At 73.5% G+C, this 22308-nt stretch carries 24 protein-coding genes, 1 pseudogene and 1 riboswitch; of the genes and pseudogenes, 16 read left to right on the top strand and 9 right to left on the bottom strand.

Annotated elements, in window-relative coordinates:
* Positions 1 to 69: 69 nt before the first annotated feature.
* From E1165_RS15995 to E1165_RS15965, 6 genes are all read left to right on the top strand, one after another.
* Positions 70 to 378: a WXG100 family type VII secretion target gene (locus tag E1165_RS15995; RefSeq protein WP_132186076.1), complete on the top strand. Its 309-nt coding sequence runs from the start codon at positions 70 to 72 to the stop codon at positions 376 to 378.
* A 28-nt stretch (positions 379 to 406) separates the two neighbouring features.
* Complete coding sequence (locus E1165_RS15990) at positions 407 to 685, top strand: WXG100 family type VII secretion target (RefSeq protein WP_132186077.1); 279 nt, start codon at positions 407 to 409, stop codon at positions 683 to 685.
* A 124-nt stretch (positions 686 to 809) separates the two neighbouring features.
* Positions 810 to 2165: a S8 family serine peptidase gene (locus E1165_RS15985; RefSeq protein WP_165945236.1), complete on the top strand. Its 1356-nt coding sequence runs from the start codon at positions 810 to 812 to the stop codon at positions 2163 to 2165.
* A gap of 33 nt (positions 2166 to 2198) precedes the next feature.
* A complete protein-coding gene (locus tag E1165_RS15980; protein ID WP_132392226.1) occupies positions 2199 to 2747 on the top strand; it encodes a hypothetical protein in 549 nt (182 codons plus the stop codon).
* A 16-nt stretch (positions 2748 to 2763) separates the two neighbouring features.
* Positions 2764 to 4089 (top strand): WXG100 family type VII secretion target, encoded by a 1326-nt coding sequence (locus tag E1165_RS29020; protein WP_165945235.1) that lies wholly within the window; start codon positions 2764 to 2766, stop codon positions 4087 to 4089.
* 114 nt (positions 4090 to 4203) lie between these two features.
* A complete protein-coding gene (locus E1165_RS15965; protein ID WP_132392224.1) occupies positions 4204 to 4911 on the top strand; it encodes an APH(3') family aminoglycoside O-phosphotransferase in 708 nt (235 codons plus the stop codon).
* Positions 4912 to 4945: 34 nt separating this feature from the next.
* Here the strand turns inward: E1165_RS15965 and mycP are convergent, their stop codons facing one another.
* Positions 4946 to 6172, bottom strand: coding sequence for a type VII secretion-associated serine protease mycosin (gene mycP / locus E1165_RS15960; protein WP_243704803.1), 1227 nt, complete (start codon positions 6170 to 6172; stop codon positions 4946 to 4948).
* A gap of 84 nt (positions 6173 to 6256) precedes the next feature.
* Positions 6257 to 6580 carry a MarR family winged helix-turn-helix transcriptional regulator gene (locus E1165_RS15955; protein ID WP_132392222.1) on the bottom strand — a complete coding sequence of 108 codons (324 nt, stop codon included), beginning with the start codon at positions 6578 to 6580 and terminating at the stop codon, positions 6257 to 6259.
* Positions 6581 to 6764: 184 nt separating this feature from the next.
* Here E1165_RS15955 and E1165_RS15950 point away from each other — a divergent pair, with 184 nt between their 5' ends.
* On the top strand, positions 6765 to 7466 hold the full coding sequence (locus E1165_RS15950; RefSeq protein WP_132392220.1) for a carbonic anhydrase: 702 nt from the start codon (positions 6765 to 6767) through the stop codon (positions 7464 to 7466).
* Positions 7467 to 7535: 69 nt separating this feature from the next.
* Here E1165_RS15950 and E1165_RS15945 read toward each other — a convergent pair whose 3' ends face one another.
* Together E1165_RS15945 and E1165_RS15940 are read right to left on the bottom strand one after the other, a co-directional pair.
* Complete coding sequence (locus tag E1165_RS15945; RefSeq protein WP_132392218.1) at positions 7536 to 8549, bottom strand: hypothetical protein; 1014 nt, start codon at positions 8547 to 8549, stop codon at positions 7536 to 7538.
* 4 nt (positions 8550 to 8553) lie between these two features.
* Positions 8554 to 8684, bottom strand: a riboswitch (cyclic di-AMP (ydaO/yuaA leader).
* A 166-nt stretch (positions 8685 to 8850) separates the two neighbouring features.
* Positions 8851 to 10191, bottom strand: a complete 1341-nt coding sequence (locus tag E1165_RS15940) for a YibE/F family protein (RefSeq protein ID WP_132392216.1) — start codon at positions 10189 to 10191, stop codon at positions 8851 to 8853.
* Positions 10192 to 10385: 194 nt separating this feature from the next.
* Here E1165_RS15940 and E1165_RS15935 point away from each other — a divergent pair, with 194 nt between their 5' ends.
* The 3 genes from E1165_RS15935 (at position 10386) to E1165_RS15925 (ending at position 13666) form a co-directional block, all read left to right on the top strand.
* Positions 10386 to 12443: a heavy metal translocating P-type ATPase gene (locus E1165_RS15935; protein WP_132392214.1), complete on the top strand. Its 2058-nt coding sequence runs from the start codon at positions 10386 to 10388 to the stop codon at positions 12441 to 12443.
* A 29-nt stretch (positions 12444 to 12472) separates the two neighbouring features.
* Positions 12473 to 12958, top strand: coding sequence for a hypothetical protein (locus tag E1165_RS15930; RefSeq protein ID WP_132392212.1), 486 nt, complete (start codon positions 12473 to 12475; stop codon positions 12956 to 12958).
* Between the two features lie 69 nt (positions 12959 to 13027).
* Positions 13028 to 13666, top strand: a complete 639-nt coding sequence (locus E1165_RS15925; protein ID WP_243704802.1) for a DUF305 domain-containing protein — start codon at positions 13028 to 13030, stop codon at positions 13664 to 13666.
* Between the two features lie 52 nt (positions 13667 to 13718).
* On the opposite strand, the gene E1165_RS15920 is transcribed toward E1165_RS15925, so the two are convergent.
* A complete protein-coding gene (locus E1165_RS15920) occupies positions 13719 to 14018 on the bottom strand; it encodes a metal-sensitive transcriptional regulator (protein ID WP_132392208.1) in 300 nt (99 codons plus the stop codon).
* Between the two features lie 96 nt (positions 14019 to 14114).
* Between E1165_RS15920 and E1165_RS15915 the strand changes: the two genes are divergently transcribed.
* From E1165_RS15915 to E1165_RS15900, 4 genes are all read left to right on the top strand, one after another.
* A complete protein-coding gene (locus tag E1165_RS15915) occupies positions 14115 to 14324 on the top strand; it encodes a heavy-metal-associated domain-containing protein (RefSeq protein ID WP_132392206.1) in 210 nt (69 codons plus the stop codon).
* Between the two features lie 34 nt (positions 14325 to 14358).
* On the top strand, positions 14359 to 15312 hold the full coding sequence (locus tag E1165_RS15910; protein WP_132392204.1) for a hypothetical protein: 954 nt from the start codon (positions 14359 to 14361) through the stop codon (positions 15310 to 15312).
* A gap of 14 nt (positions 15313 to 15326) precedes the next feature.
* Positions 15327 to 17585 carry a cation-translocating P-type ATPase gene (locus tag E1165_RS15905; protein ID WP_132392202.1) on the top strand — a complete coding sequence of 753 codons (2259 nt, stop codon included), beginning with the start codon at positions 15327 to 15329 and terminating at the stop codon, positions 17583 to 17585.
* 179 nt (positions 17586 to 17764) lie between these two features.
* Entirely contained in the window at positions 17765 to 17938 is a 174-nt protein-coding gene (locus E1165_RS15900) for a CsbD family protein (protein WP_132392200.1), read from the top strand.
* Between the two features lie 132 nt (positions 17939 to 18070).
* On the opposite strand, the gene E1165_RS15895 is transcribed toward E1165_RS15900, so the two are convergent.
* Entirely contained in the window at positions 18071 to 19303 is a 1233-nt protein-coding gene (locus E1165_RS15895) for a DUF2786 domain-containing protein (RefSeq protein ID WP_132392198.1), read from the bottom strand.
* A gap of 253 nt (positions 19304 to 19556) precedes the next feature.
* Between E1165_RS15895 and E1165_RS15890 the strand changes: the two genes are divergently transcribed.
* A complete protein-coding gene (locus tag E1165_RS15890; RefSeq protein WP_243704801.1) occupies positions 19557 to 20354 on the top strand; it encodes a DUF3152 domain-containing protein in 798 nt (265 codons plus the stop codon).
* Between the two features lie 62 nt (positions 20355 to 20416).
* On the opposite strand, the gene E1165_RS15885 is transcribed toward E1165_RS15890, so the two are convergent.
* On the bottom strand, positions 20417 to 20845 hold the full coding sequence (locus tag E1165_RS15885; RefSeq protein ID WP_132392194.1) for an ATP-binding protein: 429 nt from the start codon (positions 20843 to 20845) through the stop codon (positions 20417 to 20419).
* A gap of 193 nt (positions 20846 to 21038) precedes the next feature.
* Here E1165_RS15885 and E1165_RS15880 point away from each other — a divergent pair, with 193 nt between their 5' ends.
* On the top strand, positions 21039 to 21308 hold the full coding sequence (locus tag E1165_RS15880; protein WP_132392192.1) for a GlsB/YeaQ/YmgE family stress response membrane protein: 270 nt from the start codon (positions 21039 to 21041) through the stop codon (positions 21306 to 21308).
* A gap of 75 nt (positions 21309 to 21383) precedes the next feature.
* On the opposite strand, the gene E1165_RS15875 is transcribed toward E1165_RS15880, so the two are convergent.
* Positions 21384 to 22124, bottom strand: coding sequence for an FkbM family methyltransferase (locus E1165_RS15875; protein ID WP_371687351.1), 741 nt, complete (start codon positions 22122 to 22124; stop codon positions 21384 to 21386).
* Positions 22125 to 22192: 68 nt separating this feature from the next.
* Positions 22193 to 22308 (bottom strand): annotated as a pseudogene (locus tag E1165_RS30770) (transposase); the annotation flags it as partial.

Genomic DNA, 22308 nt, shown 5'->3' with positions numbered 1-22308 from the left:
GGTGTTGGCCTTGCCGCGGGGGAGGGCGCGGCAGTTCCGCCGCCACAAGATGACGGAAGGGTGTGAAGCATGGCGTTCGAGGTCGAAGCAGCGACTCTGCATACCGCCGCGAGTGACGTGCGGTCCACGCGCAGCGAGGTCGACGGCGAGCTGAAGAAGCTGTGGAACGTGGTCGACGACCTGGCGATCGCCTGGAAGGGGCAGGCGTCCACGGGCTTCCAGTCGCTCATGCAGCGCTGGAACGAGGACACGGCCAAGCTGCTGACGGCGATGGACAACATCGCCGACCTGCTCGACAAGTCCGGGACGACCCACCAGGTCAACGACGAAGAGCAGCAGGCGATGCTGGACAAGTTCCACGCCGCTCTCAACCCGTGATCAGCCGAGACGAGCAGGAGGGGAACCCATGAGCATCAAGGTTGACTACGCGGCTCTCGAGAGCGCCAACCAGCAGATGACCGCCATCTCGAAGACCATCGACGAGAAGCTGGACACGCTCCGGTCGATGCTGTCCAAGCTCCAGTGGGACGGCCAGGACCGGGCCGCCTACGAGCAGCACCAGGCACAGTGGGACGCGGCGGTGCGCGACATCAACCGCATCCTCAACGAGATCGGTGGCGCGGTCGGCATTGCGCGCGAGAACTACGTCTCCACCGAGATGAGCAACGCAGCGGTCTGGGGCTGAGATAATTCAGCCGTCGCGGCTCCGGTCCGGCTCGACCGGGCCGGAGCCGCACTGTATGGCGGGCCGTCGAGGTCGGGGGAGTCTCATGCGTACGGGGCGGGTTCTCAGGTCCACCATGGCGGCGGTGGCCGTGCTGGTGGTCGCGGCGGGGGTGGCCCCGCTGCCGGCGCCGACACCGGCGCGGGCCGACACGGTTCGTGGCCTGCAGTGGTATCTGGACACCCTGAAGATCCCCGCAGCGCACAAGATCACCAAGGGGCGCGGGGTCACCATCGCCGTGATCGACAGCGGCGTGGACGCCACCGTTCCCGACCTGCGTGGCCAGGTGCTGCCCGGTCACGGCGTCGGCGCGGACGCGGCCGCCGACGGGCGGGTCGACGATGACAAGCTCGGGCACGGCACCAGCATGGCCGGGATCATCGCCGGCAGGGGTGGTGGGCCGATGCGCCAGCTCGGCATCGCCCCGGAGGCGAAGATCCTGCCGATCTCGCTCGGCCGGGACAAGTACCCCGACGAGGTTCCCGAGGGCATCCGCTGGGCGGTGGACCACGGCGCGGACGTCATCAACATCTCGCTGGGGGGCAACGGACCGGGGACGCCGGAGGAGGTCGCCGCGGTCCGCTACGCGCTGGAGAGGAACGTCGTCCTGGTCGCCGCCGCCGGCAACACCGAGCAGGGCCACCACGGCATCGCCCGGCCCGCGAACATACCTGGCGTCATCGCCGTGACCGGGGTCGGCAGGAACGGCGCGAGGTTCTCCGGCAGCACCAGCGGCCGCGAGGCGGTGCTCGCCGCGCCGATGGAGGACATCATCTCGCCGCGGCCCGCACGGGTCTCCGCCAACGGGTTCGGCGTGGGCAACGGCACCAGCGACGCGACCGCCATCACCTCCGGCGTGGTGGCGCTGGTCCGCGCGAAGTACCCGGACCTGGACGCCGCCAACGTGGTGAACCGGCTGATCCGGACCGCGCAGGACCGGGGCCCGGCGGGCCGCGACGCCAACTTCGGTTTCGGCGCGGTGGACCCGCTCGCGGCGCTGACCCGCTCCGTGCCGAGCGTGCCGGCCCACCCGCTGCTCGCCGGAGCCCCCGATGGCACCGCCGCGCCGCCCGCCGGGTCGCCGCCCGTCGGGTCGGCGGCGGAGGACGACGGCCCGGCCGTCTCCTTCGGGGTGAAGAACAGCACCGGCGCGCTCATCCAGGCGGCGCTCTGCCTGTTGGTGCCGGTGGCGGTGGCCATCCTGGTGATCGTGCTGGTGGTCCGCTCCCGTCGCCGTCGGGCCGCCCCGCCGGCCAGCCTCTCCGGCGCGCCGCCGGCCATGACGCCGGGCACGGCACCGCCCGGGGTCGCCTGGCCGCCGCCCGGGACGACGCCGCCGCCTGGAGCGGTTCCGCCACACGGGGCGATGCCGTCATCGGCGGCGGTGCCGCCGCCCGGGGCGGTGCCGCCGCCGCCGGGCCAGCGCGGCTACCACCAGTAAGCGGAAGAGTCTGTCGGGGACGGGGAGGAAGCGATGACGGACGACAGGACCAGCCAGCCGGACCAGATCAAGATCGACACAGTGAACGTGCCGGTCGCGCCGACGATCACGCCGTTCGTCTACCTGGACGGCTACGAGATGGACAACGTCAACAAGGCGCACAAGCCGACGCACCTCACCCCGGCCCCGGGCGGGGCCGGGTCCACCACCGAGTGGGACGCCGCCAGCCTCGACGACGCCATCCGTTGGCTCAACGAGCATGCCGAGTTCGTCAACAGCCAGTCGTACCGGATGGAGGAGGACATCCGGCAGTGGATGCGCAACCCGTCCGGCGCGGGCGGCATCGGCGGTGCGGACGGCAAGAGCCCGCTCGGCTCGTTCGAGCGGGCCAACGCGCTGGCACAGCGGCACGCCGGTCTCTACGACAGCACCCAGACCGCGCTCCGCGGACTTGCCGAGGATCTCTGGAACGCCGCGAAGGCGCTCCAGAAGGTCAAGGACGACTACGAGACCGCCGAGGGTGCGAACAAGATGACCGCCGACCAGATGGCGCAGGCCCTGGGCAACGGCACGGCCGGCTGAACGGGGGAGATGAGCGATGCCGAGCTGGGAAGAGATGTGTCAGCAGATCGTCGTGGACGGCAGGCCCGGCGATGTCACCAGCGCCGCTCTCGGTTGGGAGCAACTGCTGAAGAACCTGCGGACGGTGCGGGAGAACCTGGAGAAGAACGTCAAGGACCTCGGCACGGCCTGGAAGGGGCCGGCCTACGAGTCCTTCAAGACGCACGTCGAGGGCATCGCCAAGCGGACCGGCACGGTGGTCGAGGACGCCGAGAAGCACGACGGCATCGTCCACTCCCTGAAGCAGGCCGCCAATGATCTCACCACCGCCCAGCAGAACTTCCCGATCCCACTGAGCTGTGTGAACGACGTGCTGGAGGCACGCAACGCGCAGCTGACCATCAGCGCCGGTTTCTTCGAGATGAAGGTGAAGCCCGACTTCCTGGGCTGGGCCGACCCGATCAGCGCCATGGCCGACTGGTTCAACGACAAGACCGACGAGGCCCAGCAGGTCTACCAGAAGGTCGGCGGCGACTACCTGGCCATCGAGGAGCGCACGCCCGGCGCGGTGCAGTCTGACAAGGGGATGACCCCGAGTATGAAGACGCCCGACCTGAACACCGGCGGGGGCGGTGGCGGCGCGGGGAAGGTCCCAGGCCTCGGCGGAGGGCCCTCCGCCGGCGGGCTCGGCGGCGGCCCGGGCATGGGCGGTGTCGGGGCTGGTCCCGACATCGGCTCCGGCGGCCCCGGCATCGGGTCCGGTGCCCACCCGGACCTCTCCACCGGCACGGGCGGTCACGGCGGCGGTGGCTACAACCCCGGCGGTGGAATCCCGGGCAGCGGCAGCCTCGGTGACGAGTACGGCAGCGGCCTGGCCGGCGCCGGCGCCGGTACCCTGCCGAGCACCGGCCTCGGTGGCGGTGGCGGTGGCCTGCCCAGCAGCACCGGCCTCGGTGGCGGTGGCGGTGGCGGTGGTATTGGCGGTGGTGGTGGCGCCATCCCCGGCGGTGGCGCGCTCGGCAAGCCGGTCACCGCCGGCATGCCGCCGATGATGGGCGGCGCGGCCGGTGCCGGCGGTCGGGGCGCGGGTCGTGGCGCCGGCGGTCGGCTGGGCGGCATGAACGGCATGGGCGCGATGGCTCCCGGCATGGGCGGCGCGGCCGGTCGGGGCGGCTCCGGCAAGGGCGCGGGGGCGGGGATCCGGGGCGCTGCCGCGGGCACGGGCCGGGGCGGTGTGGCCGGCATGGGTCCGGGCCACGGTGCCGGGTACGGCGACGAGGAGGCTCCGCGTACCAGTTGGCTGGAGGAGGACGAGGACGTCTGGGGCGCGGACGGCGACGCCGCTCCCGGCATCCTCCGCTGAGATCGGACGGGCCGGGCAGACCGACGGGCGGTGGTCGGCTGCCCGACCCGCAGCCCACAGGCGCGGGGACTGGTCTCGTTTGTCGCCGGCCCGGCGTACCCGTGACACGCTTGGGTGGTGTGGGAGAGGGTGACGGCCGGCAGGTCCGGGGCCCGGGTCAGTCGGCGGAACGGTGTGTATCGCAAGGAGTCGACCGACCCGCGGATCGACCTGGCCGGTGAGGGCGCGCGGTTGGAGTGGCTGCGGCGGCAGGGTGTTCCGGCGCCCGAGGTGCTCGACTGCCGGCCGGGCCTCCTGGTCACGGCGGAGGTGCCGGGTCGTTCGGCGGCCGATCCCTGGCCGGTCGAGTCGCGGGCCCGGGTGGTCGACGCGCTGGCCGAGCTGACTCGTGCGCTGCACGCCCTGCCGATCGCCGACTGTCCGTTCGACCGCAGGCTCGCGGTGACGGTACCGGAGGCCATGTCGGCCGACGTCGACCTGGCGGGCCCGAGTGCCGAGCACCAGGGGCGCAGCCGCGCGGAGCTGGTCGCCGAGTTGCTGGCCACCCGGCCGCGACACGAGGATCTGGTGGTCTGTCACGGCGACCTGTGCGTACCGAACGTCCTGCTCGACCCGGACACCTGCAAGGTGTCCGGGGTGATCGACGCCGGCCGGCTCGGCGTGGCAGACCGCTGGGTCGACCTGGCGATCGCCACCCGGTCGTTGACCATCGACCTCAATCCGCAGTACGGCCCCTGGGCCGCCGACCGCTACCTGGCCCGGTACGGAGTGCGGCCGGACCAGAGCAAGATCAGGTTCTACCGGCTGTTGGACGAGTTCTGACGCGCGGCTCTGCCCGGATGGTCCACGCTCAGGGTCAGGCGTCGGCGGTCCCGGGCCGCCAGTCGCGTCGCCGGCCGAGGGCCAGGACCGGCCGGGCGAGCAGCAGCGCCCCGGCGAGCAGCACGCTCATCCCGGCCGCCCAGAACGCCACGGTGCGTTGCCGGCCCAGCGGGTCGTCCGCCGGGTCGGGCGGGGGCATCGCACCGGCCGGCGGGTCGGTCCGGCTGCCGAGCAGGCTGGTCAGCGCCCGGTACGGGTTGACCACTCCGTACCCGAGCTGCGGGTTGTGACCCTCGGGCGGGTTGTCGGCCGTCCGGCTGATCCGGTGGTTCACCTGCTCGGGGGTGAGGTCGGGGCGGGCGGAACGCAGCAGCGCGACCGCTCCGGACACGTACGCGGCGGCGAAGCTGGTCCCGCCCTCCGGTTCGGCGAGATAGCCCCGCCCTCCTGGTGCCGGGCCGACGATGTCCAGCCCCGGTGCGGCGATGTCGACGTAGTTGCCACTGACCGAGCTGCCCACGTGTCCGCCCTCCCGGTCGACCCCCGCGACGGCGAGCACGCCCGGGTACGCGGCCGGGTACGCCGGCAGGTCGCGCTGGTCCTGCGCCCGGTTGCCGGCGGCGGCCACCACCACGACGCCCTGGTCCAGCGCGTACCGGACGGCGTCCGCCAGGTCGGGATCATCGATGGTGACCAGGGACAGGTTGATCACCTGGACGTCCCGGTCGGCCGCCCACCTGATCGCCGCGGCGATCTGCCGGGGCAGGCCCGGGTCGCTGGTGCGCCGGGTGTCGGGCAGCACGCGTACCGGCAGGATCCGCGCCGCCGGCGCGATGCCGCTGTAGGGGGTGCCGGTGTCGTCCCGGCCGGCGATGATCCCGGCGACGATGGTGCCGTGCCCGGCCAGGTCGCACCGGCCCCGCGTCTGCGGCAGGCCGTTGAAGTCCCGGCCTTCACGGACCTGTCCCTTGAGGAGCGGATGGGTCGGCGAGACGCCGGAGTCGATCACCGCCACGGTGACCCCCTCGCCGCGGGATATGCGCCAGGCCGACGCGGGGTCCAGCCGGCGCAGCGCCCACGGCGTCTCGGTCGGCGCCGCTGCGCCGGTGGGCGCGGGGCATGCCGGTTCCGCCCCGGCCGGGGCGGGCGGTACGACGAGCGTGGCGAGTAGCGTCGCCACCACCGCACCGAGAACGCTCCGGTTGGGACGCCCGGCGGGTCCGGTCACCGCCGTCCCACCCGGCCGGAAGCTGTCGCGCACGCGGTGAGACTACCGCCGTCGGCGCGTGGGCGCGGTGACGGGAGCGCTTGCGCCGGGTCCGGGCCGCCGGCGCGTGGCGGCCGGTCAGGTGTCGGCCGGCTCGCGGGTGAAGAGGGCGAGCAGGTCGCCGACCTGGCGGTCCGACTCGGCCGGGTGCCGGAAGCGGCCGCTGGGGTTGACGGTGTACTCGTTGCGTCGCCCGACCCGGGTACGCCGCAGGTAGCCGCCGGCTTCGAGGTCGGCGACGATGGCCTGGGCGGCGCGCTCCGTGACGCCCACCTCGTGGGCGACGTCGCGGAGCCGGGCGGTGGGGTTGCGGGCGATGGACAGCAGCACGTGTGCGTGGTTGGTGAGGAACGTCCAGTTCCGGGTGCTGCCGTTCTCCGCTGTCGGCGCCATGCCCGTCATCGTATGGCCCCGCCCTTCGGAGGCTCGGCCCCGGACTTCCGGTGCCGGCCGACTTGGCCCGGAAAGCAGGAATTCCATATCACGTATCCCTTGACGTACCTTGGGCTGCGTGTGACGGTGGGCGAGGCCGCCTGCGTCGCCGGCCGGTGTCACCAGTGCCCCCACGTGAGACCGAGGTGAGGCAATGACCTTGAAGGATCCGACGCGGGCGCTCGCCGAGCTGCACGCCGGAAACCACCGTTTCGTCACCGGTACCCCGCGCCACCCCCACCAGGACGCCGCTCACCGGGCCGCCCTCGCCGACGGGCAGCACCCCTTCGCGGTGATCGTCGGCTGCTCCGACAGCCGCCTCGCCGCCGAGATCATCTTCGATCGCGGCCTGGGCGACCTCTTCGTGGTCCGGACGGCCGGGCACACCCTCGGTTCCGAGGTGCTGGGCAGTGTCGAGTACGCGGTGACGGTCCTCGGCACCCCGCTGGTGGTGGTGCTCGGCCACGACTCCTGCGGAGCGGTGCAGGCCGCCCGGGAGGCCACGCGGACCGGCGCGACGCCGCCCGGGCACCTGGGCGCCGTGGTGGCCGGGGTGGTCCCCAGCATCCAACGGGCCGCCGCGGCGGGCATCGAGGACATCGACGGCATCGTGGACGTCCACATCGCCCAGACGGTCCAGACCCTGCTGGACAGTTCCACCCTGCTTGCCGAAGAGGTGGCCGCCGGGCGGTGCGGGGTGGTCGGCCTGTCGTACCGGCTGGCCGCCGGTGCGGTGCGCACGGTGGCCGCGACGCCCGCCACGGTCACCGTCGCGCCGTCCGGAGGCGACCTCGACCGGGGCGCCGACCGGACCGGCCAGGACGACCACGGCCGGGCGGCCGTCGTCGCCGGCTGAACCCGCACGACGCGACGAGGGCCGTCCCCCCGACCGGGGGACGGCCCTCGTCGCGTCGTGCGGCGCTCGCTACAGCATCGACATGTGCACGTGGTCGGTGTGGTCCGACGGTCCGCTGTACGACTTCCACCCGGTCGCCGGGAACCAGATCTGCCGGTTCCAGATCACGTAGTAGATCCCGAGCCGGTCGGCGTTGCGGATCAGGAACGCGGTCAGGTTGTTGCCGTACCTGCGGGTGTCGTCGTTGTGCCAGGGCGCGAAGCCTCTGTTCTGCAACGACCAGTCGCAGGCTCGCCCCTTCGGGTGCTCGAAGGGTCCGCCCGGTCGGTAACAGCCGGCGAACCGGTTGAAGCCGGCCCGGCGTACCTCCTTGTAGGCGTGCAGGGTGCGTGGGGTGATCGTGCCGGAGGTGGTCGGGTCGGGCTCGGTCTTCGACTCCGGCCTCCAGTCGCCGTCGGCCGTCCGGCCGGGACCGATCCGGGCCACCGGAGAGGTCGCGTCGACCAGCCCACCGGTGAAGCCGCGCCCGCCGACCAGGGCGAGGGCCTTCTCGGCCTCCTTGGTGTTGCGGGCCATCTGGTTGGTCAGCTTCGTCTGCTCGCGCACCTCCGCGTCGAGCGCCAGCTTGCCCTGCTCGGCGCGGTCCTTGGCGGCGGTGACCTCGGCCAGCTTCTGCGCGTTGACCATGTTCAGCTCGTCCAGCGTGGCGGCCCGCTTGACGAACGAGTCGGGAGCGTCGCTCTCCAGCAGCATCGCCACGGCGCCGATCCGGCCCGTCCGGTAGGACTGCGCCGCGATCGTGGTGACCTGCGGCCGCAGCGCGTCCAGCTCGTCCTCGGCGCGCTTGACCTCAAGGGCGAGCTGGAGCTGGCGCTTCTTCGACTTCTCCAGCTGTGCCTTCGCCTTGGTGTACTCGCGGTTGCGCAGCTCGATGACGTCGGTCAGCAGTTTGGGCTCCTCGCCCTCCTCGTGACCCGAGGGCGTCGCGGGGGCGGCGTTCGCCGGGACCGGTCCGGCGAGGACGGCCAGCGCGGCCAGCACGGCCGCCACCGGTGTCCACCAGCGGCGTAGGGGTGCCGTCACAGTGTTCCCTTCCGTCGACCGCCGACCGGGTTAGCTGACGGGTTCGGGACGGAAGTGGTCCCTACCGCGGTCGCGGATTCACCCCAGGTACCTGGTTCCCCGGCTCGCCGTGCGGCGATTGGGCGGTGGCACCGCAGGCGCCGGTGCGCGCCTTCGGCGGTGACCGGCAGCGAGGTTACCCGAGAGGCATGCCGGTGAGCTACGTCCTGAACCCGACTAAATGCGTTGAATCGTCGTGGCGTTGCGTGAGGAGTGACGCGTTCGTCAGGTTCTGGGTCGTCCACGGTGACGCTGCGGAGTTTCACCATGCGGTGTCGGTGCTCCTTTCCGGTTCGGGCCACCGTGCGGGGGCCGGGGTGGACGGTCCGCCCGGTCGCGGGCCGCTCAACGCCTCCAGCGCGGCGTCCGGGTCGACCGGGGGGCGGGGTCTCGGCGCCGGGTCGGCGGGCGGTGTCGTGTCGTCGGCCGGGCCTCGGCCGGCAGCGGTGACCAACGCGGCCAGACCGGTGGTCAGGGGTACGGCGGCGATCAGCCCCAACGTCGCCACGGCGCTGCGGACGATCTCCTGGGTCAGGAACTCGCTGGTGAGGATCTGGCTCACCGGCCTGCTGTCGGCGGTCAGCAGAAGCAGCAGCGGCAGCGAGGCGCCGGCGTACGCGAGCACGATGGTGTTCACCGTGGAGGCGATGTGCGCCCGGCCGACCCGGGTGGCGGACCGGTACAACTGCATCCGGGACAACCCCGGGTTGGCGTGGGCCAACTCGGTCACGGTGGCCGCCTGGGTGACCGTGACGTCGTCGAGCACGCCGAGCGACCCGATGATGATGCCGGCCAGCAGCAGTCCGTGTAGATCCACGTCCCGCTGGTACATCGACAGGGTGGTGGCCTCCTCGCTGCCGAACCCGGTCAGGTGGGTGGCGGCGATGGCCAGGCTGCCGAGGATGCCGGTCAGCACCAGGCTGCCGAGCGTGCCGAGGACCGCCACCGACGTCTGCGCGGTGATCCCGTGGGTCAGGTACAGCACCACGAACATGATCAACGCCGAGCCGGTGATCGCGACCAGCAGTGGCGACCCGCCGGCGGAGATGCCCGGCACGACGAAGGTGAGCAGGATCGCGAAGCTCGCGACCAGCCCGGCGAGCGCCGCCACCCCGCGCAGCCGCCCGAACGCGACGATCGCCGCCGCGAAGAGCACCGCCAGCCAGACCAGCGGCTTGCCGCGCTGGTGCTCGGCGATGTCGTAGCGGCTGACCGTCGGGTCGGCCGGGTCCGTCAGCTTGACCAGCACGATCTCGTCGCCCACGGCCACCGTCGGCGCCCCGGGGCCGGCCGGCACCGGGGTCTCCACCTGCTTTCCGGCGTCCGGCCCCTGCTCGACCCGGACGGTCACCGTGCCGCACGGGCCGTCCGTCTGCCCGGACGGGCTCTCCGGCACCTCCGGGCAGGGCTCGGTCACCACCCGGGTGACCGTCCCGTGGTAACGCGGCGCCTCCTCGCCGGGGTCCCGCTCCGGGGCGCTCCGGGGCCAGAGCAGCAGGGTGGCGATCACCGTGACGACGAACAGCGGAACGACCGTCGCGACGAGAATCCGCCGCACCCCGGGCGGGGTGGACGGAGCGGGACGGGTGTGGTCGGCGCCCATTGCGAGTCTCCCAACGATCCAGGGCGGAGTACGTGTCAGCCGGTCGGTCGGTTCACCGGCGACGACCGCCTGCCGGCGCGGTAGGCGGGGTGGTGGTGGGCGCAGGTCTCATCGTCGGAGATGGTAGCCAGGCAAGCTGTCGGCTCGCCCGGTTCGCGCCGCCCTGGGCGGTCGGAGGCGGCATCTTTGGAGACATGAGCCACCATCCCGGAGCAGGTGACGCCCGAAGGACCGGACAGGACACGCACGGCAGGCGGGACACGCACGGCGGGCACGACAAGCACGCCGGGCACGACCCGGCGATGTTCCGCCGTCGCTTCCAGGTCTGCCTGGCGCTGACCGTCCCGGTGGTGGTCACCAGCGACATGGTGATGCACTGGTTCGGCTACTCGCTGGAGTTCCCGGGGTGGTCCCTGGTCGGGCCGGTGCTCGGCTCGGTGGTCTTCTGGTGGGGTGGCTGGCCGTTCCTCATCGGCGCCGTACGCGAGGTGCGCGACCGGGCCCCGGGAATGATGCTGCTGGTCGCGATGGCGATCAGCGTCGCGTACGCCGCCTCGCTCAGCACCAGCCTCGGCGTGTTCGACCTGGACTTCTGGTGGGAGCTGGCCGCGCTGGTCACGATCATGCTGCTCGGCCACTGGCAGGAGATGCGGGCGATCGGCCAGGCCCGGGGGGCGCTCGCCGCACTGGCCGAACTGCTTCCCGACGACGCCGAGCGGGTCGGCGCGGACGGCGTCGTCGTGCGGGTGCCGACCACCGAACTGGGCGTCGGTGACGTGGTGCTGGTCCGGCCCGGTGGCCGGGTGCCGGCCGACGGGCGGATCGTCGGGGGCGCCGCCGAGTTCGACGAGTCGATGGTCACCGGGGAGTCCCGGCCGGTCGCCCGGGAGACGGGGGGCCGGGTGGTGGCCGGCACGGTGGCGACCGACTCGGCGGTCCGGGTACGCGTCGAGGCCGTCGGCGACCGAACCACCCTGGCGGGGATCCAGCGCCTGGTCGCCCAGGCGCAGCAGTCCGGCGGGCGAGCCCAGGTGCTCGCCGACCGGTTCGCGGCCCTGCTGTTCTACGTCGCCACCGGCGGTGCCGTGCTGACCGCCGTGGCCTGGACCGCGCTCGGCAACCGGGACGAGGCCGTGGTGCGCACCGTCACCGTGCTGGTGATCGCCTGCCCGCACGCGTTGGGGCTGGCCATCCCGTTGGTGATCGCGCTCTCCACCGGGCTCGCCGCCCGTTCCGGGGTGCTGGTCCGGGACCGGCTGGCGCTGGAGCGGATGCGTACCGTCGACGCGGTGCTGTTCGACAAGACGGGCACGCTGACCCGGGGCCGGCACGTGGTCACCGGCGTCGCCGCCGCCCCGGGGGCCAGCGAGGACGAGGTGCTGCGGCTCGCGGCCGGGGTCGAGGCCGACAGCGAGCACCCGCTGGCCCGGGCGATCGTGGCGGCCGCCGCCGATCGCGGCGGCCCGATCGCGGCCCGTGGCTTCCGGTCGCTGCCCGGCCGGGGCGTCCAGGCGGAGATCGACGGTACGACGTACGCGGTCGGTGGCCCCGCCCTCCTGCGCGAGCGGGGACTGGCGCTTCCCGACGCGCTGACCCCGCAGGCGCGGGGCTGGGCGGGGCGCGGGGCGGCCGTGCTGCACCTGGTACGCCTGCCGGACACCGTCCTCGGTCTGCTGGCCCTCGCCGACGAGGTGCGTCCCGAGGCACGGGAGGCGATCACCGCGCTGCGCGCCGAGGGGGTGCGGACGATTGCGATGATCACCGGCGACGCCCGTACGGTGGCCGAGGCGGTCGCCGCCGACCTGGGGTTCCGTCCCGGTGTGGACGAGGTCTTCGCCGAGGTGCTGCCCGCCGACAAGGACGGCAAGGTGACCGCGTTGCAGCGCCGGGGCCTGCGGGTGGCCATGGTCGGCGACGGGGTCAACGACGCGCCGGCGCTGGCCCGGGCGGATGTGGGCATCGCGATCGGGGCCGGCACCGACGTGGCCATCGAGTCGGCCGGGGTGGTGCTGGCCTCCTCCGACCCGCGTGGCGTCGCCGGGGTGCTTCGGCTGTCCCGCTCGGCGTACCGGAAGATGCTGCAGAACCTGGCCTGGGCGGCCGGTTACAACGTGGTGGCGCTGCCGCTGGCGGCCGGGGTGCTGGCCGGGGTGGGGCTGACGCTCAGCCCGGCTCTCGCCGCGGTGCTGATGTCGGCCTCCACGATCGTGGTGGCGCTCAACGCGCAGCTACTACGGCGGGTCCGCCTCTGACGGGTGGCGGGTTCGGTTAGTTTTGTCGGGTGCGGACGGCGACGGCGGCGACCACGGGCTGGTGGGCCCGGCTGCTGCTGTTCGCCGCCACCCTGCTCGGCCTGGCCGCCATGCACACCATCGGGCACGGCACGCACACCGGCAACCATCCGGCCGGCCATGCCGTCGCCCCGGAGCACGCCGACCGGTTCGGGGCGGTCGACGCCCTGCCGGCGGTCTTCGCCGGTGCCGTTCCCGTCAGTGTCGTGGCCGTCGACTGCCCCGGTGGCGGCTGCCCGGACCCGGCGGCGCTGCCGGCCGGTGACCCGGGTGGCTCCCCGAGCGGCTGGAGCGTCTGCCTGGCGGTGCTCGGCGCGCTCACGATGGCGGTGTTGCTGGTGCTGCTGCTGCTGCCGGGCCGGGACCGGCCCGGGATCGGCGCCCGCCGCCCCGCCGTGCGCTCACCGGGGCCGCGTGCGCCCCCGGGCCGGCCCGTCGGGCTCCGGCTCGCCACGGTGTCGGTGCTGCGCAGCTAGGAGGCCCCGGCGCGGGAGTCCCCGCGTTCCCGGTCCACTGCGTCGTTTCCACACCGAAAGGTTCACATCGTGTCCATCCTTACCATCGCACGTCGGGCCGCCCTGGCCGGCGTGAGCGTCACCACCGCCCTCGCCCTGGCCGCCTGCGGCAGCGCCGGGGACCACGGGGCCGGCTCCGGCCACGAGACGCCCGGCGCCGGCGGCGTCTCGGCGGAGGCGTCCGCCGCCGCCGAGTTCGGCGACGCCGACGTGATGTTCGCCCAGATGATGATCCCGCACCACCAGCAGGCGGTGCAGATGTCGGACCTGGCTGCGAGCCGCGCCCAGGACGCCGAGGTCAAGCGCCTCGCGGCGCAGATCAAGGCCGCGCAGGCTCCGGAGATCGCCACCATGACGGCCTGGCTCACCGCGTGGGGTCGGCCGGTGCCGTCCGGCAGCCCGGCCGAGGGGCACGGGTCCGGGGCCGACCACGACATGCCCGGCATGATGTCCGACGAGGACATGACCGGGCTGGCAGCCACCTCCGGTACGGAGTTCGACCGGAAGTTCGTCACCATGATGATCGCGCACCACGAGGGTGCCGTCACCATGGCCGAGGACGAGATCGCCAAGGGAGCCAACGCCGAGGTCAAGGCGCTGGCGCAGCAGATCCGCACCGCCCAGCGGGCCGAGATCGACACCATGAAGAAGATCCTCGCCCGACTCTGACCCCAGCGGCGGGGCCGGGGCTGTCGCTCGGTCGCTTCGGCCCCGCCGCTGGTCAGCCGCGCTTCATCAGGCGGGCGACGGCAGCCATCATCTCGCCGGCCATCTCGTCGGCGCGACCCTCGGCGGCACCCTCCCGCATGCAGTGCCGGGCGTGCCCGTCGAGCAGGCCGAGAGCGACCTTGTCCAGCGCGGCCTGGATGGCGGAGATCTGGGTCAGCACGTCGATGCAGTAGCGGTCCTCGTCGACCATCCGCTCGATGCCACGAACCTGGCCCTCGACGCGGCGCAGCCGCGCGAGCAGTTGGTCCTTGCTGGCGGTGTAGCCCCGGGTCGGGGTGCTCGGTGTGGTCATGACCACCAGGATAGCGTACCCCCCGGGGGTATGCTACGGTCGTCGGGTGAGCTACCCCTGGGGGGTATAGCATCGGCGTCAGGAGAGGAGACTGCCATGGTCACCACCACGTACCAGGTGCAGGGGATGACCTGCGGGCACTGCGTCAACTCGGTCAGCACGGAGGTGGGCGCGATCCAGGGCGTCGCCGACGTCCAGGTCGACCTGGCCACCGGCCGGGTCACCGTCACCAGCGAGAGCCCGCTGGACGACAAGTCCGTGCGCGCCGCGATCGACGAGGCCGGATACGACCTCGTCGAGGCATGAGCCGGGTCACCGACCGCAGAGAACCGGGTAACCGATGAACACGGCGACGAAGCTGAGCGGCTTCGCCCTCGGCCTCGCGGCGGTGTTCGGCACGGCGTACGGGGCCGGCCACCTGGCCGGTCCCGTCACACCGGCCGCCGAGACCCGCCACGACTCCGCCAGCACCCCCCACCCCGACGACTCCCACGAGGGCGGCGACCAGGCCGCCGTCACCCACCTCCCGGGCGGTCTGCTCGTCTCCGACCGGGGCTACACCCTGCAACCCGTGGCCGCCCCGGCCGGGCAGTTCGCCTTCCGGATCACCGGCCCCGACGGCGCCCCCGTCACCCGCTACGACGTGGCCCACGACAAGCGCATGCACCTCATCGTCGCCCGGCGCGACCTGTCCGGCTTCCGTCACGTTCACCCCGAATCGGACCCGGACGGCACCTGGCGGGTCGACACGCCGCTGGGTGGGCCCGGCGTGTGGCGGGCCTTCGCCGACTTCACCCCGTCGGGCGGGGAGCCGCTCACCCTCGGGGTCGACGTGACCGTGCCCGGCACGCTGGCATACCGGCCGCTGCCCGCGCCGACGACCAGCACCACCGTCGACGGCTACACCGTCACGCTCACCGGCACGCCGCGACCCGGGCGGACCAGCCCGCTGACCCTCACCATCGCCCGGGACGGGCAACCGGTCACCGACCTGGAGCCCCACCTCGGGGCGTACGGACATCTGGTGGCCCTGCGCCAGGGCGACCTGGCGTACCTGCACGTGCACCCGGAGGGCACACCCGGGGACGGGCGGACGCCGGCCGGCCCGACGGTGAGCTTCGCCGCCGAGGTGCCCTCCACCGGCACCTACCGGCTGTACCTGGACTTCCGTCACGGCGGCGCGGTGCACACCGCCGAGTTCACGGTCGTGGCGGGCGACGACGCCGCCACCCCGGCCACCCTCACCCCGACCGTCGACGCCGGCCACGGCGCCCCCGGTCACGGGCACGACTGACAGGAGGTGCCGCGATGACCTCGACCGCGAAGTCGCTGCCGGTCGCCCCGAACCTGATCGAGCTGGCAATCGGTGGCATGACCTGCGCGTCCTGCGCCGCCAGGATCGAGAAGAAGCTCAACCGGATGCCGGGCGTCGAGGCCACGGTCAACTACGCCACCGAGAAGGCCACCGTCCGGTACGCCGGGGAGATCACTCCGGACGACCTCATCGCCACGGTGGAGAAGACCGGCTACACCGCCGTCCTGCCTCCCCCGCCCACCCCGGCCGGCGCGACCCAGCCGTCCGCCGAGCCGGTGGACGAGCTGCGCGACCTGCGTACCCGGTTGTGGGTGTCGGCGGCGCTCACCGCGCCGGTGATCCTGCTGGCGATGGTGCCGGCCTGGCAGTTCACCTACTGGCAGTGGCTGTCGCTGACCCTGGCCGCCCCGGTGGTCGGCTACGGCGGCCTGCCGTTCCACCGGGCCGCGCTGGTCAACCTGCGGCACGGCGCCGCCACCATGGACACCCTGGTCTCGCTCGGCACCGTGGCCGCGTTCGGCTGGTCGGTCTGGGCGCTGTTCCTCGGTGACGCCGGAGCGCCCGGGATGACCCACCCGTTCAGCCTCGACATCGGCCGGGGCGACGGCGCGGGCAGCATCTATTTGGAGGTCGCCGCCGGGGTGACCGCCTTCATCCTCGCCGGCCGCTACTTCGAGGCCCGCGCCAAGCGGACCGCCGGCGCGGCCCTGCGAGCCCTGCTGGAGCTGGGCGCGAAGGACGTCGCGGTGCTGCGCGACGGCCGGGAAACCCGGGTCCCGGTCGACCAACTCGCGGTGGCGGACCGGTTCGTGGTCCGTCCCGGCGAGAAGATCGCCACCGACGGCGTGGTCGACGAGGGCACCTCCGCCGTGGACGCCAGCATGCTCACCGGCGAGTCCGTACCGGTCGAGGTCGGACCGGGCGACACCGTGGTCGGCGGATGCGTCAACGCGGGCGGCCGACTGGTGGTCACCGCCACCCGGGTCGGCGCGGACACCCAGCTCGCCCAGATGGCGAAGCTGGTGGAGCAGGCGCAATCCGGCAAGGCGGCCGTGCAGCGGCTCGCCGACCGGGTCTCCGGGGTGTTCGTACCGATCGTGATCGCCCTCGCCGTCGGCACCCTCGGCTGGTGGCTCGGCACCGGGGCGGGGGCCAGCGCGGCCTTCACCGCCGCGGTGGCCGTCCTGATCATCGCCTGCCCGTGCGCCCTGGGCCTGGCCACACCGACGGCGCTGCTGGTCGGCACCGGACGGGGCGCGCAGCTCGGCATCCTGATCAAGGGGCCGGAGGTGTTGGAGTCCACCCGGCAGGTCGACACCGTCGTGCTGGACAAGACCGGCACGGTCACCACCGGCCGGATGACCCTGGTCGACGTGCTCCCGGCCGCCGGCGTCGACCGCGCCGAGCTGCTCCGGCTCGCCGGGGCGCTGGAGGCCGGCTCCGAGCACCCGGTCGCCCGGGCGGTCGCGGCCGGTGCCGCCGAGGCCGGGGAACTGCCCCCGGTCACCCACTTCGCCAACACCGAAGGGCTCGGGGTGACCGGCACGGTGGATGGCCACGAGGTGGTCGCCGGCCGGCTCCGGCTGCTGCGCGAGCGGGGCCTCGACGTACCGGAGGAGGTCGAGCGGGCGGCGACCGACGCGGAGGCCGCCGGCCGGACGGCGGTGCTGGCCGGCTGGAACGGCCGGGCCCGGGGCGTCCTCGCGGTCGCCGACGTGGTCAAGCCGACCAGCCGCGCGGCGGTCCACGGGCTGCGTGGCCTGGGGCTGACCCCGGTGCTGCTCACCGGCGACAACGCCACGGTCGCGAAGGCCGTGGCCGCCGAGGTCGGCATCGACGAGGTGATCGCCGAGGTGCTGCCCGTCGAGAAGGTCGACGTGGTCAAGCGCCTCCAGGCCGGGGGGAAGACGGTCGCCATGGTCGGCGACGGGGTCAACGACGCCGCCGCGCTGGCCCAGGCCGACCTGGGGCTGGCCATGGGTACCGGCACCGACGTGGCGATCGAGGCGTCCGACCTCACCCTGGTCCGGGGTGACCTGACCGCGGCGGTGGACGCGATCCGGCTGTCCCGCCGGACCCTCACCACCATCAGGGGCAACCTGTTCTGGGCCTTCGCCTACAACGTGGCCGCCCTGCCGCTGGCCGCCGCCGGGCTGCTCAACCCGATGATCGCCGGGGCCGCGATGGCCTTCTCGTCGCTGTTCGTGGTCGGCAACAGTCTGCGGCTGCGGCGGTTCCGTCCGGTCGCCTGACCCACGCCGCGCGCCGCCGGTCCGCACGACCGGCGGCGGGGGCGTCGGCTGTGGACGACGCCGCCCGAGCCGCGTCCGTGACCTTGTCACGTTCCGTGGTCACCGTGGCGGGCGGCGTTTCGCCACCGGGCGGCGGGGTACCTCGTGGGTGTTGACGGAACCATGACGAGGAGGCTCATATGGGGTTCGACGAGAAGGTCGGCAACGCCACCGAGAACACCGCCGGCAAGATGAAGGAGGGCGTCGGCCGAGCCACCGACAACGAGCGACTCGAGGCCGAGGGCCGCACCGAGCAGACCGGCGCCAACCTGAAGCAGGCCGTTGAGAAGATCAAGGACGCGTTCAAGAGCTGACGTACGCTCGCACGCCGGGCCGACCCGCCGGTCGACCCGGCGTGTCGCGTGTCCGGGATCGACCAGGTGCGGATCGTGTTGCCGGCGACGCCGCCCGTCGATGCGGTGACCCGCCCCCGGTGTGGAGGCGGCTCAGCGACGGCCGGGCAGCGGGCGTCCCGGCGCGCCGGTGTCGAGCCGGGCCCGGTCGGCGGCCGAGGTGCCCGATCGCCACCCCTCCGCGTCCCGAACCGCCAGCCGGGACCGGGTCACTCCGGGGAACAGGGCCGTCATCCGTTCGCGCACCGCGTCCGAGCGGGCGGCCAGCACCGGCAGCAGCCGTTCCGGGCCGGCGGCCTCGGCGGCCTGCCGGTCGGCCGCCTCGGTGACCGAGCGCAACCGCTCGCCGATCCGCAGCGCGAACGCGTGCAGGAACGAGTCGTCGTACGTCTTCGTCCGGCGGCCCCCGCCCCTGCGCTCCCCGCGTCCGCGCAGCATCGCGGCGGTCGCCTGCACCAGCAGCGAGGTGTAGAGCAGTTCCACCGCCTCCAGATCGGGCGGGAAACCGAGCACCGTGGTGAACCCGAGATCGTCGGACCAGACCGCCTCGCACCGGTTCGCCGCCGCCACCTCCTGCACCAGCAGCGCCTTCGCGCCCGCGTACGGGGCCTCGGTGCCCAGCCGCACCCCACCCGGCTGGTCGGCACGCTCGGTGGTCGCCTCGACCAGCGCCTGGTCCAGGCTGTGCCGGGCGATGAGTTCCTGTGCCTTGCCGGTCAACGCCTCCGCCTCGGCCGGGAAGGTGGTGGACTCCGCCTTGGCCAGCAACGCGCGGACCCGGTCGAGCATCGGGGAACCACTGCGCCCGGTCGCGGTCCGGCGCATCGGGGCCGGCATGCCGCCGCCCGGCGGCGGGCGCAGCACCGCGACCGGCGGTAGCCCGTCCAGCAGCGCCAGCACCTCCACCGCGGCCCGCAACGCGGTGATCCGGTCCTCGCCCTCCCGGCGGGCCCAGCCGGTCAGCCAGCCGGCGTCGTCGTCCCACCAGACCCGGGCGGCAAGGCCGTCGAGCTGCTCGTCCCACCACGACGGGACGTGGCCGCCCTGGGTACGCCGTTGGGCGGCGAGCCCGTCGGCCAGCAGCCGCGCCGGGCGCGGACCGAGCCGCCGGGTGACGATCCGGGCCACGTCCACCGGCTGCCACCCGCGGGGCCAGAGCCGGGCCAGCGTGCCCACCAGGCGGTCGAGCAGGGCAACGTCGACCGCCACGCCGTCCGCTGCGCCGGTGCCGACCACCAGCCGGTCCAGCTTCCGCTCCGCGTCGGGTACGTCGCTGCCGCGCAGCGCCGCGACCGCGTCGGCGATGAGAGTGTCGGCGTCCGGCACGTGGGTCCTTCCTGCGCTGGGCGAGGGCCGGTGCTGTCCGGATCGCCGGGAGAGTCGGCACGACAACGGTACCGGGTGTGAATTGGTGGCCCGGGGCCTCATCCGGCCGCGCCTTCTCCGCGTACTTCCTGCCGGAGCGGACCGACGGGGACGGAGGCCGAGGGTGGGAAGCCTGACGGTGAGCGGCACGGCCGGAGCGACCGACCGGCGTCGACACCGGCGGCGACGCTCGCGCCCGGAACGGACCGGATTGGTGGCGGTGCTGCTGGTGCTGGCGGTGGGCGCGGGCGGCGGCGCGGTGGCCGCGCAGCGGGCCGGGGTCAACGTCGGCGACGTGATCGGCGACATCCGGCGGGGGCCGGCCGGGCCCGCCCCGGCGGTGGCCGCCGCCCCGACCCCGGCCGGCTCGCGCCCGGCCGCGACGCCGGGCGCGGCGACGGCGACGCCCCGTACCCTGCGCTACCCGGAACGGGGTACCGGCCGCTTCCGCACCGCCACCGTCACCGGAAGGGTGGCCGGGCGTGGCGGTGAGTTGCTCCGTTACCGGGTGGCGGTCGAGGGCGGCATCGACGAGGTGGACGTGGAGCGCTTCGGCCGGGACGTCGCCGCGGTGCTCGCCGACCCGAGGGGCTGGACGGCCGACGGCCGGTGGCGGCTGCAACGGGTCGGCCCGGACAGCCCGGCAGACTTCACCGTCCTGCTCACCAGCCCGATCACCCGCAGCCAACTCTGCGGCGACCTGTACGACCGCTACACCTCCTGCCGCAACGGCGACCGCGTGGTGATCAACGTGGCGCGCTGGGCGCGCGGCGTGCCCCACTTCGAGGGCGACCTGGCCACCTACCGGGCGTACCTGCTCAACCACGAGGTCGGTCACCGGTTGGGTGAGGGCCACCAGCTCTGCCCCGGCCGGGGCGGCCCGGCCCCAGTCATGCAGCAGCAGACGCTGGGCCTGCACGGCTGCGCCCCGAACGCCTGGCCGCAGGTGAACGGTGAGCGGTTCGACGGCCCGCCCGGCGAGTACGACGACCCGATTCCCACCGACAACTGACCGCGACCGTCGCCCACTGTCCGCAAGCGGCGGCGTCTCCGGCAGAGACTCCCGGCGGGCGGTCAGTGCCGGGCGAACGAGGCCCAGATGTTCTTGGTGTCCCCGGTGGCGTACCAGCCGACGTCCAGGGAGAGCGCCTGGGCGATCTGGAGGCCACGACCGCCGGCCCCCAGCGGACGGGTGTCGGACAGCTCAGGGATGCTGCTCAGGTCGTGGTCGGCGACGTCCAGGACGAACCGGTCCTCGGCCAGCAGCAGCCGGACGATCGTCGGTGGCCTGCCGTGCCGCAGAGCGTTGGTGGCCAGCTCGCTGGCGACTAGGGCGACCAACTCGGGGATCTCGTCCAGCCGCTCACCGGCGAGCAACTCCTCGCCGGTGAGCGCCTCGTGCAGGGACGCGCGCAGGCCGCGCAGGTCGGCCGGGTGGACCAACTCCCAGCACCGCAGCTCGGTGGCCTGCGGCGGCGGGGGAGAGGTGCGCAGCTGTCCCATGGGCTCGGTTTACCCTCCGTGTCCAGGTCCTAAGCCGTGTATCGGCAGGTCGCGGATCCCGGCCGGTGGAAGTTTGCACCCATGCCTCGCGGATCGGTGCCGGTTGTGTGACATGTCTCGGTGGTGGTTTCGGTGTCGCCGCCCGCTGGGCAGGAAGGCGCCGACGGAACATGACTGGAAGGGACGGCCCTCGGTGGAAGTAACGGGTTTCTTCACCGCCATCATCATCGGTCTGATCATCGGCGCGCTCGGCCGGCTGGTGGTGCCCGGCAAGCAGAACATCCCGATCTGGCTGACCCTGGTCATCGGTGTGGTCGCCGCGATCCTCGGCACCCTGGTCGCCGGTGCCCTCGGCGTGGACGACACCGCCGGCATCGACTGGATCGAGTTGTTCATCCAGGTGGTCTTCGCGGCGGTCGGCGTCTGGCTGGCCGCCGGGGCGTACGGTCGCCGACGGCACTGACCGCGCCGCCGGGTCGGCCCGACCGGGTCGGCCCGGCGGCGGGCGCCCGCTCCCGACCGGGGGCGTCTGCCCGGGTCAGCGTGGGCGGATCGGCTGCGACAGGCAGTACACGTCGCCGGAGTTGGCCGCGTGCGGCAGGGCGCGTAGGTCCGCGGCGACGTCGGCCGCCGACGACCAGGCCGGCCGCGCCATCGCCATCTCGTCGCCGAGGGCGAAGGTGAAGTCCCGGAAGCCGAGAGCGGTCGCCCGGTCGAGGCACCGGATCGCGGCCTGGCGTTCGATGGTGGTGAACTCGAAGGAGAGCGCGGGCAGCGGGCGGTTCAGCCCGGCCAGCACCTCGCTCTCGAAGCCCTCGACGTCGATCTTGACGAAGGTGGGCACGCCGTACGCGTCGATGAGCGCGTCGAGTGTGGTCGCGGCGACCGTGATCTCCGTGTCCCAGGTCTGGCCCTCCCACCCGGCGGCGCCGTCGGCTGCCCGCAGGAAGTCGGCGGAGGCGGTGGAAACCGTCGGGTTGGCGGAGTTGACGTGCAGCCGGACCACCCCGGGCTGCCCGCCGCATGCCGCCTCGATCAGCGTGACCTGGTCGTCGTCGGCGTAGATGGCCCGCAGGGCGCGCATGCAGAGCGGCTGCGGCTCCACGGCCACGACGCGGGCCCCGAGCCGGCGGAAGCTGCCGAGGCGGTCACCGACGTGCGCGCCGATGTCGATGACGAGATCCCCGGGCCGCACGAAGGGCGCGTAGAGCGCGTCCATCGCCGCGTCCCGCGCCGGGTCGCCGTAGTAGTTCTCCAGCGAGCGGTGGAGTGAGGACATCGTCGGGTCGGCCCTGAGGGCTTCGATCACACCGGCATGAACAGCCACGTCGCGATCCTAGTGCCCCGTCATGCAGCCTTGAACGGGTAATCCGGATGGCGGATCTTGGATCCGGTGGCGAATCTGGTTTTCGGTCTGGCGTGCTGGTTGCGCCAGCGGATGTAGTCGCCGATGGCGGCGTCCT

It is taken from the genome of Micromonospora sp. KC723, assembly GCF_004348595.1.
Taxonomy (GTDB): domain Bacteria; phylum Actinomycetota; class Actinomycetes; order Mycobacteriales; family Micromonosporaceae; genus Micromonospora.
The sequence above is the reverse complement of the archived record's forward strand: the minus strand, read 5'-3'. Positions and strand labels throughout refer to the sequence as shown.

Coding starts and splice junctions, on each gene's coding strand:
- E1165_RS15995 (WP_132186076.1), top strand. CDS start 70: ATGGCGTTCGAGGTCGAAGCAGCGACTCTGCATACCGCCGCGAGTGAC.
- E1165_RS15990 (WP_132186077.1), top strand. CDS start 407: ATGAGCATCAAGGTTGACTACGCGGCTCTCGAGAGCGCCAACCAGCAG.
- E1165_RS15980 (WP_132392226.1), top strand. CDS start 2,199: ATGACGGACGACAGGACCAGCCAGCCGGACCAGATCAAGATCGACACA.
- E1165_RS29020 (WP_165945235.1), top strand. CDS start 2,764: ATGCCGAGCTGGGAAGAGATGTGTCAGCAGATCGTCGTGGACGGCAGG.
- E1165_RS15955 (WP_132392222.1), bottom strand. CDS start 6,580: ATGACGGGCATGGCGCCGACAGCGGAGAACGGCAGCACCCGGAACTGG.
- E1165_RS15950 (WP_132392220.1), top strand. CDS start 6,765: ATGACCTTGAAGGATCCGACGCGGGCGCTCGCCGAGCTGCACGCCGGA.
- E1165_RS15940 (WP_132392216.1), bottom strand. CDS start 10,191: ATGGGCGCCGACCACACCCGTCCCGCTCCGTCCACCCCGCCCGGGGTG.
- E1165_RS15935 (WP_132392214.1), top strand. CDS start 10,386: ATGAGCCACCATCCCGGAGCAGGTGACGCCCGAAGGACCGGACAGGAC.
- E1165_RS15920 (WP_132392208.1), bottom strand. CDS start 14,018: ATGACCACACCGAGCACCCCGACCCGGGGCTACACCGCCAGCAAGGAC.
- E1165_RS15915 (WP_132392206.1), top strand. CDS start 14,115: ATGGTCACCACCACGTACCAGGTGCAGGGGATGACCTGCGGGCACTGC.
- E1165_RS15910 (WP_132392204.1), top strand. CDS start 14,359: ATGAACACGGCGACGAAGCTGAGCGGCTTCGCCCTCGGCCTCGCGGCG.
- E1165_RS15905 (WP_132392202.1), top strand. CDS start 15,327: ATGACCTCGACCGCGAAGTCGCTGCCGGTCGCCCCGAACCTGATCGAG.
- E1165_RS15900 (WP_132392200.1), top strand. CDS start 17,765: ATGGGGTTCGACGAGAAGGTCGGCAACGCCACCGAGAACACCGCCGGC.
- E1165_RS15885 (WP_132392194.1), bottom strand. CDS start 20,845: ATGGGACAGCTGCGCACCTCTCCCCCGCCGCCGCAGGCCACCGAGCTG.
- E1165_RS15875 (WP_371687351.1), bottom strand. CDS start 22,124: ATGTCCTCACTCCACCGCTCGCTGGAGAACTACTACGGCGACCCGGCG.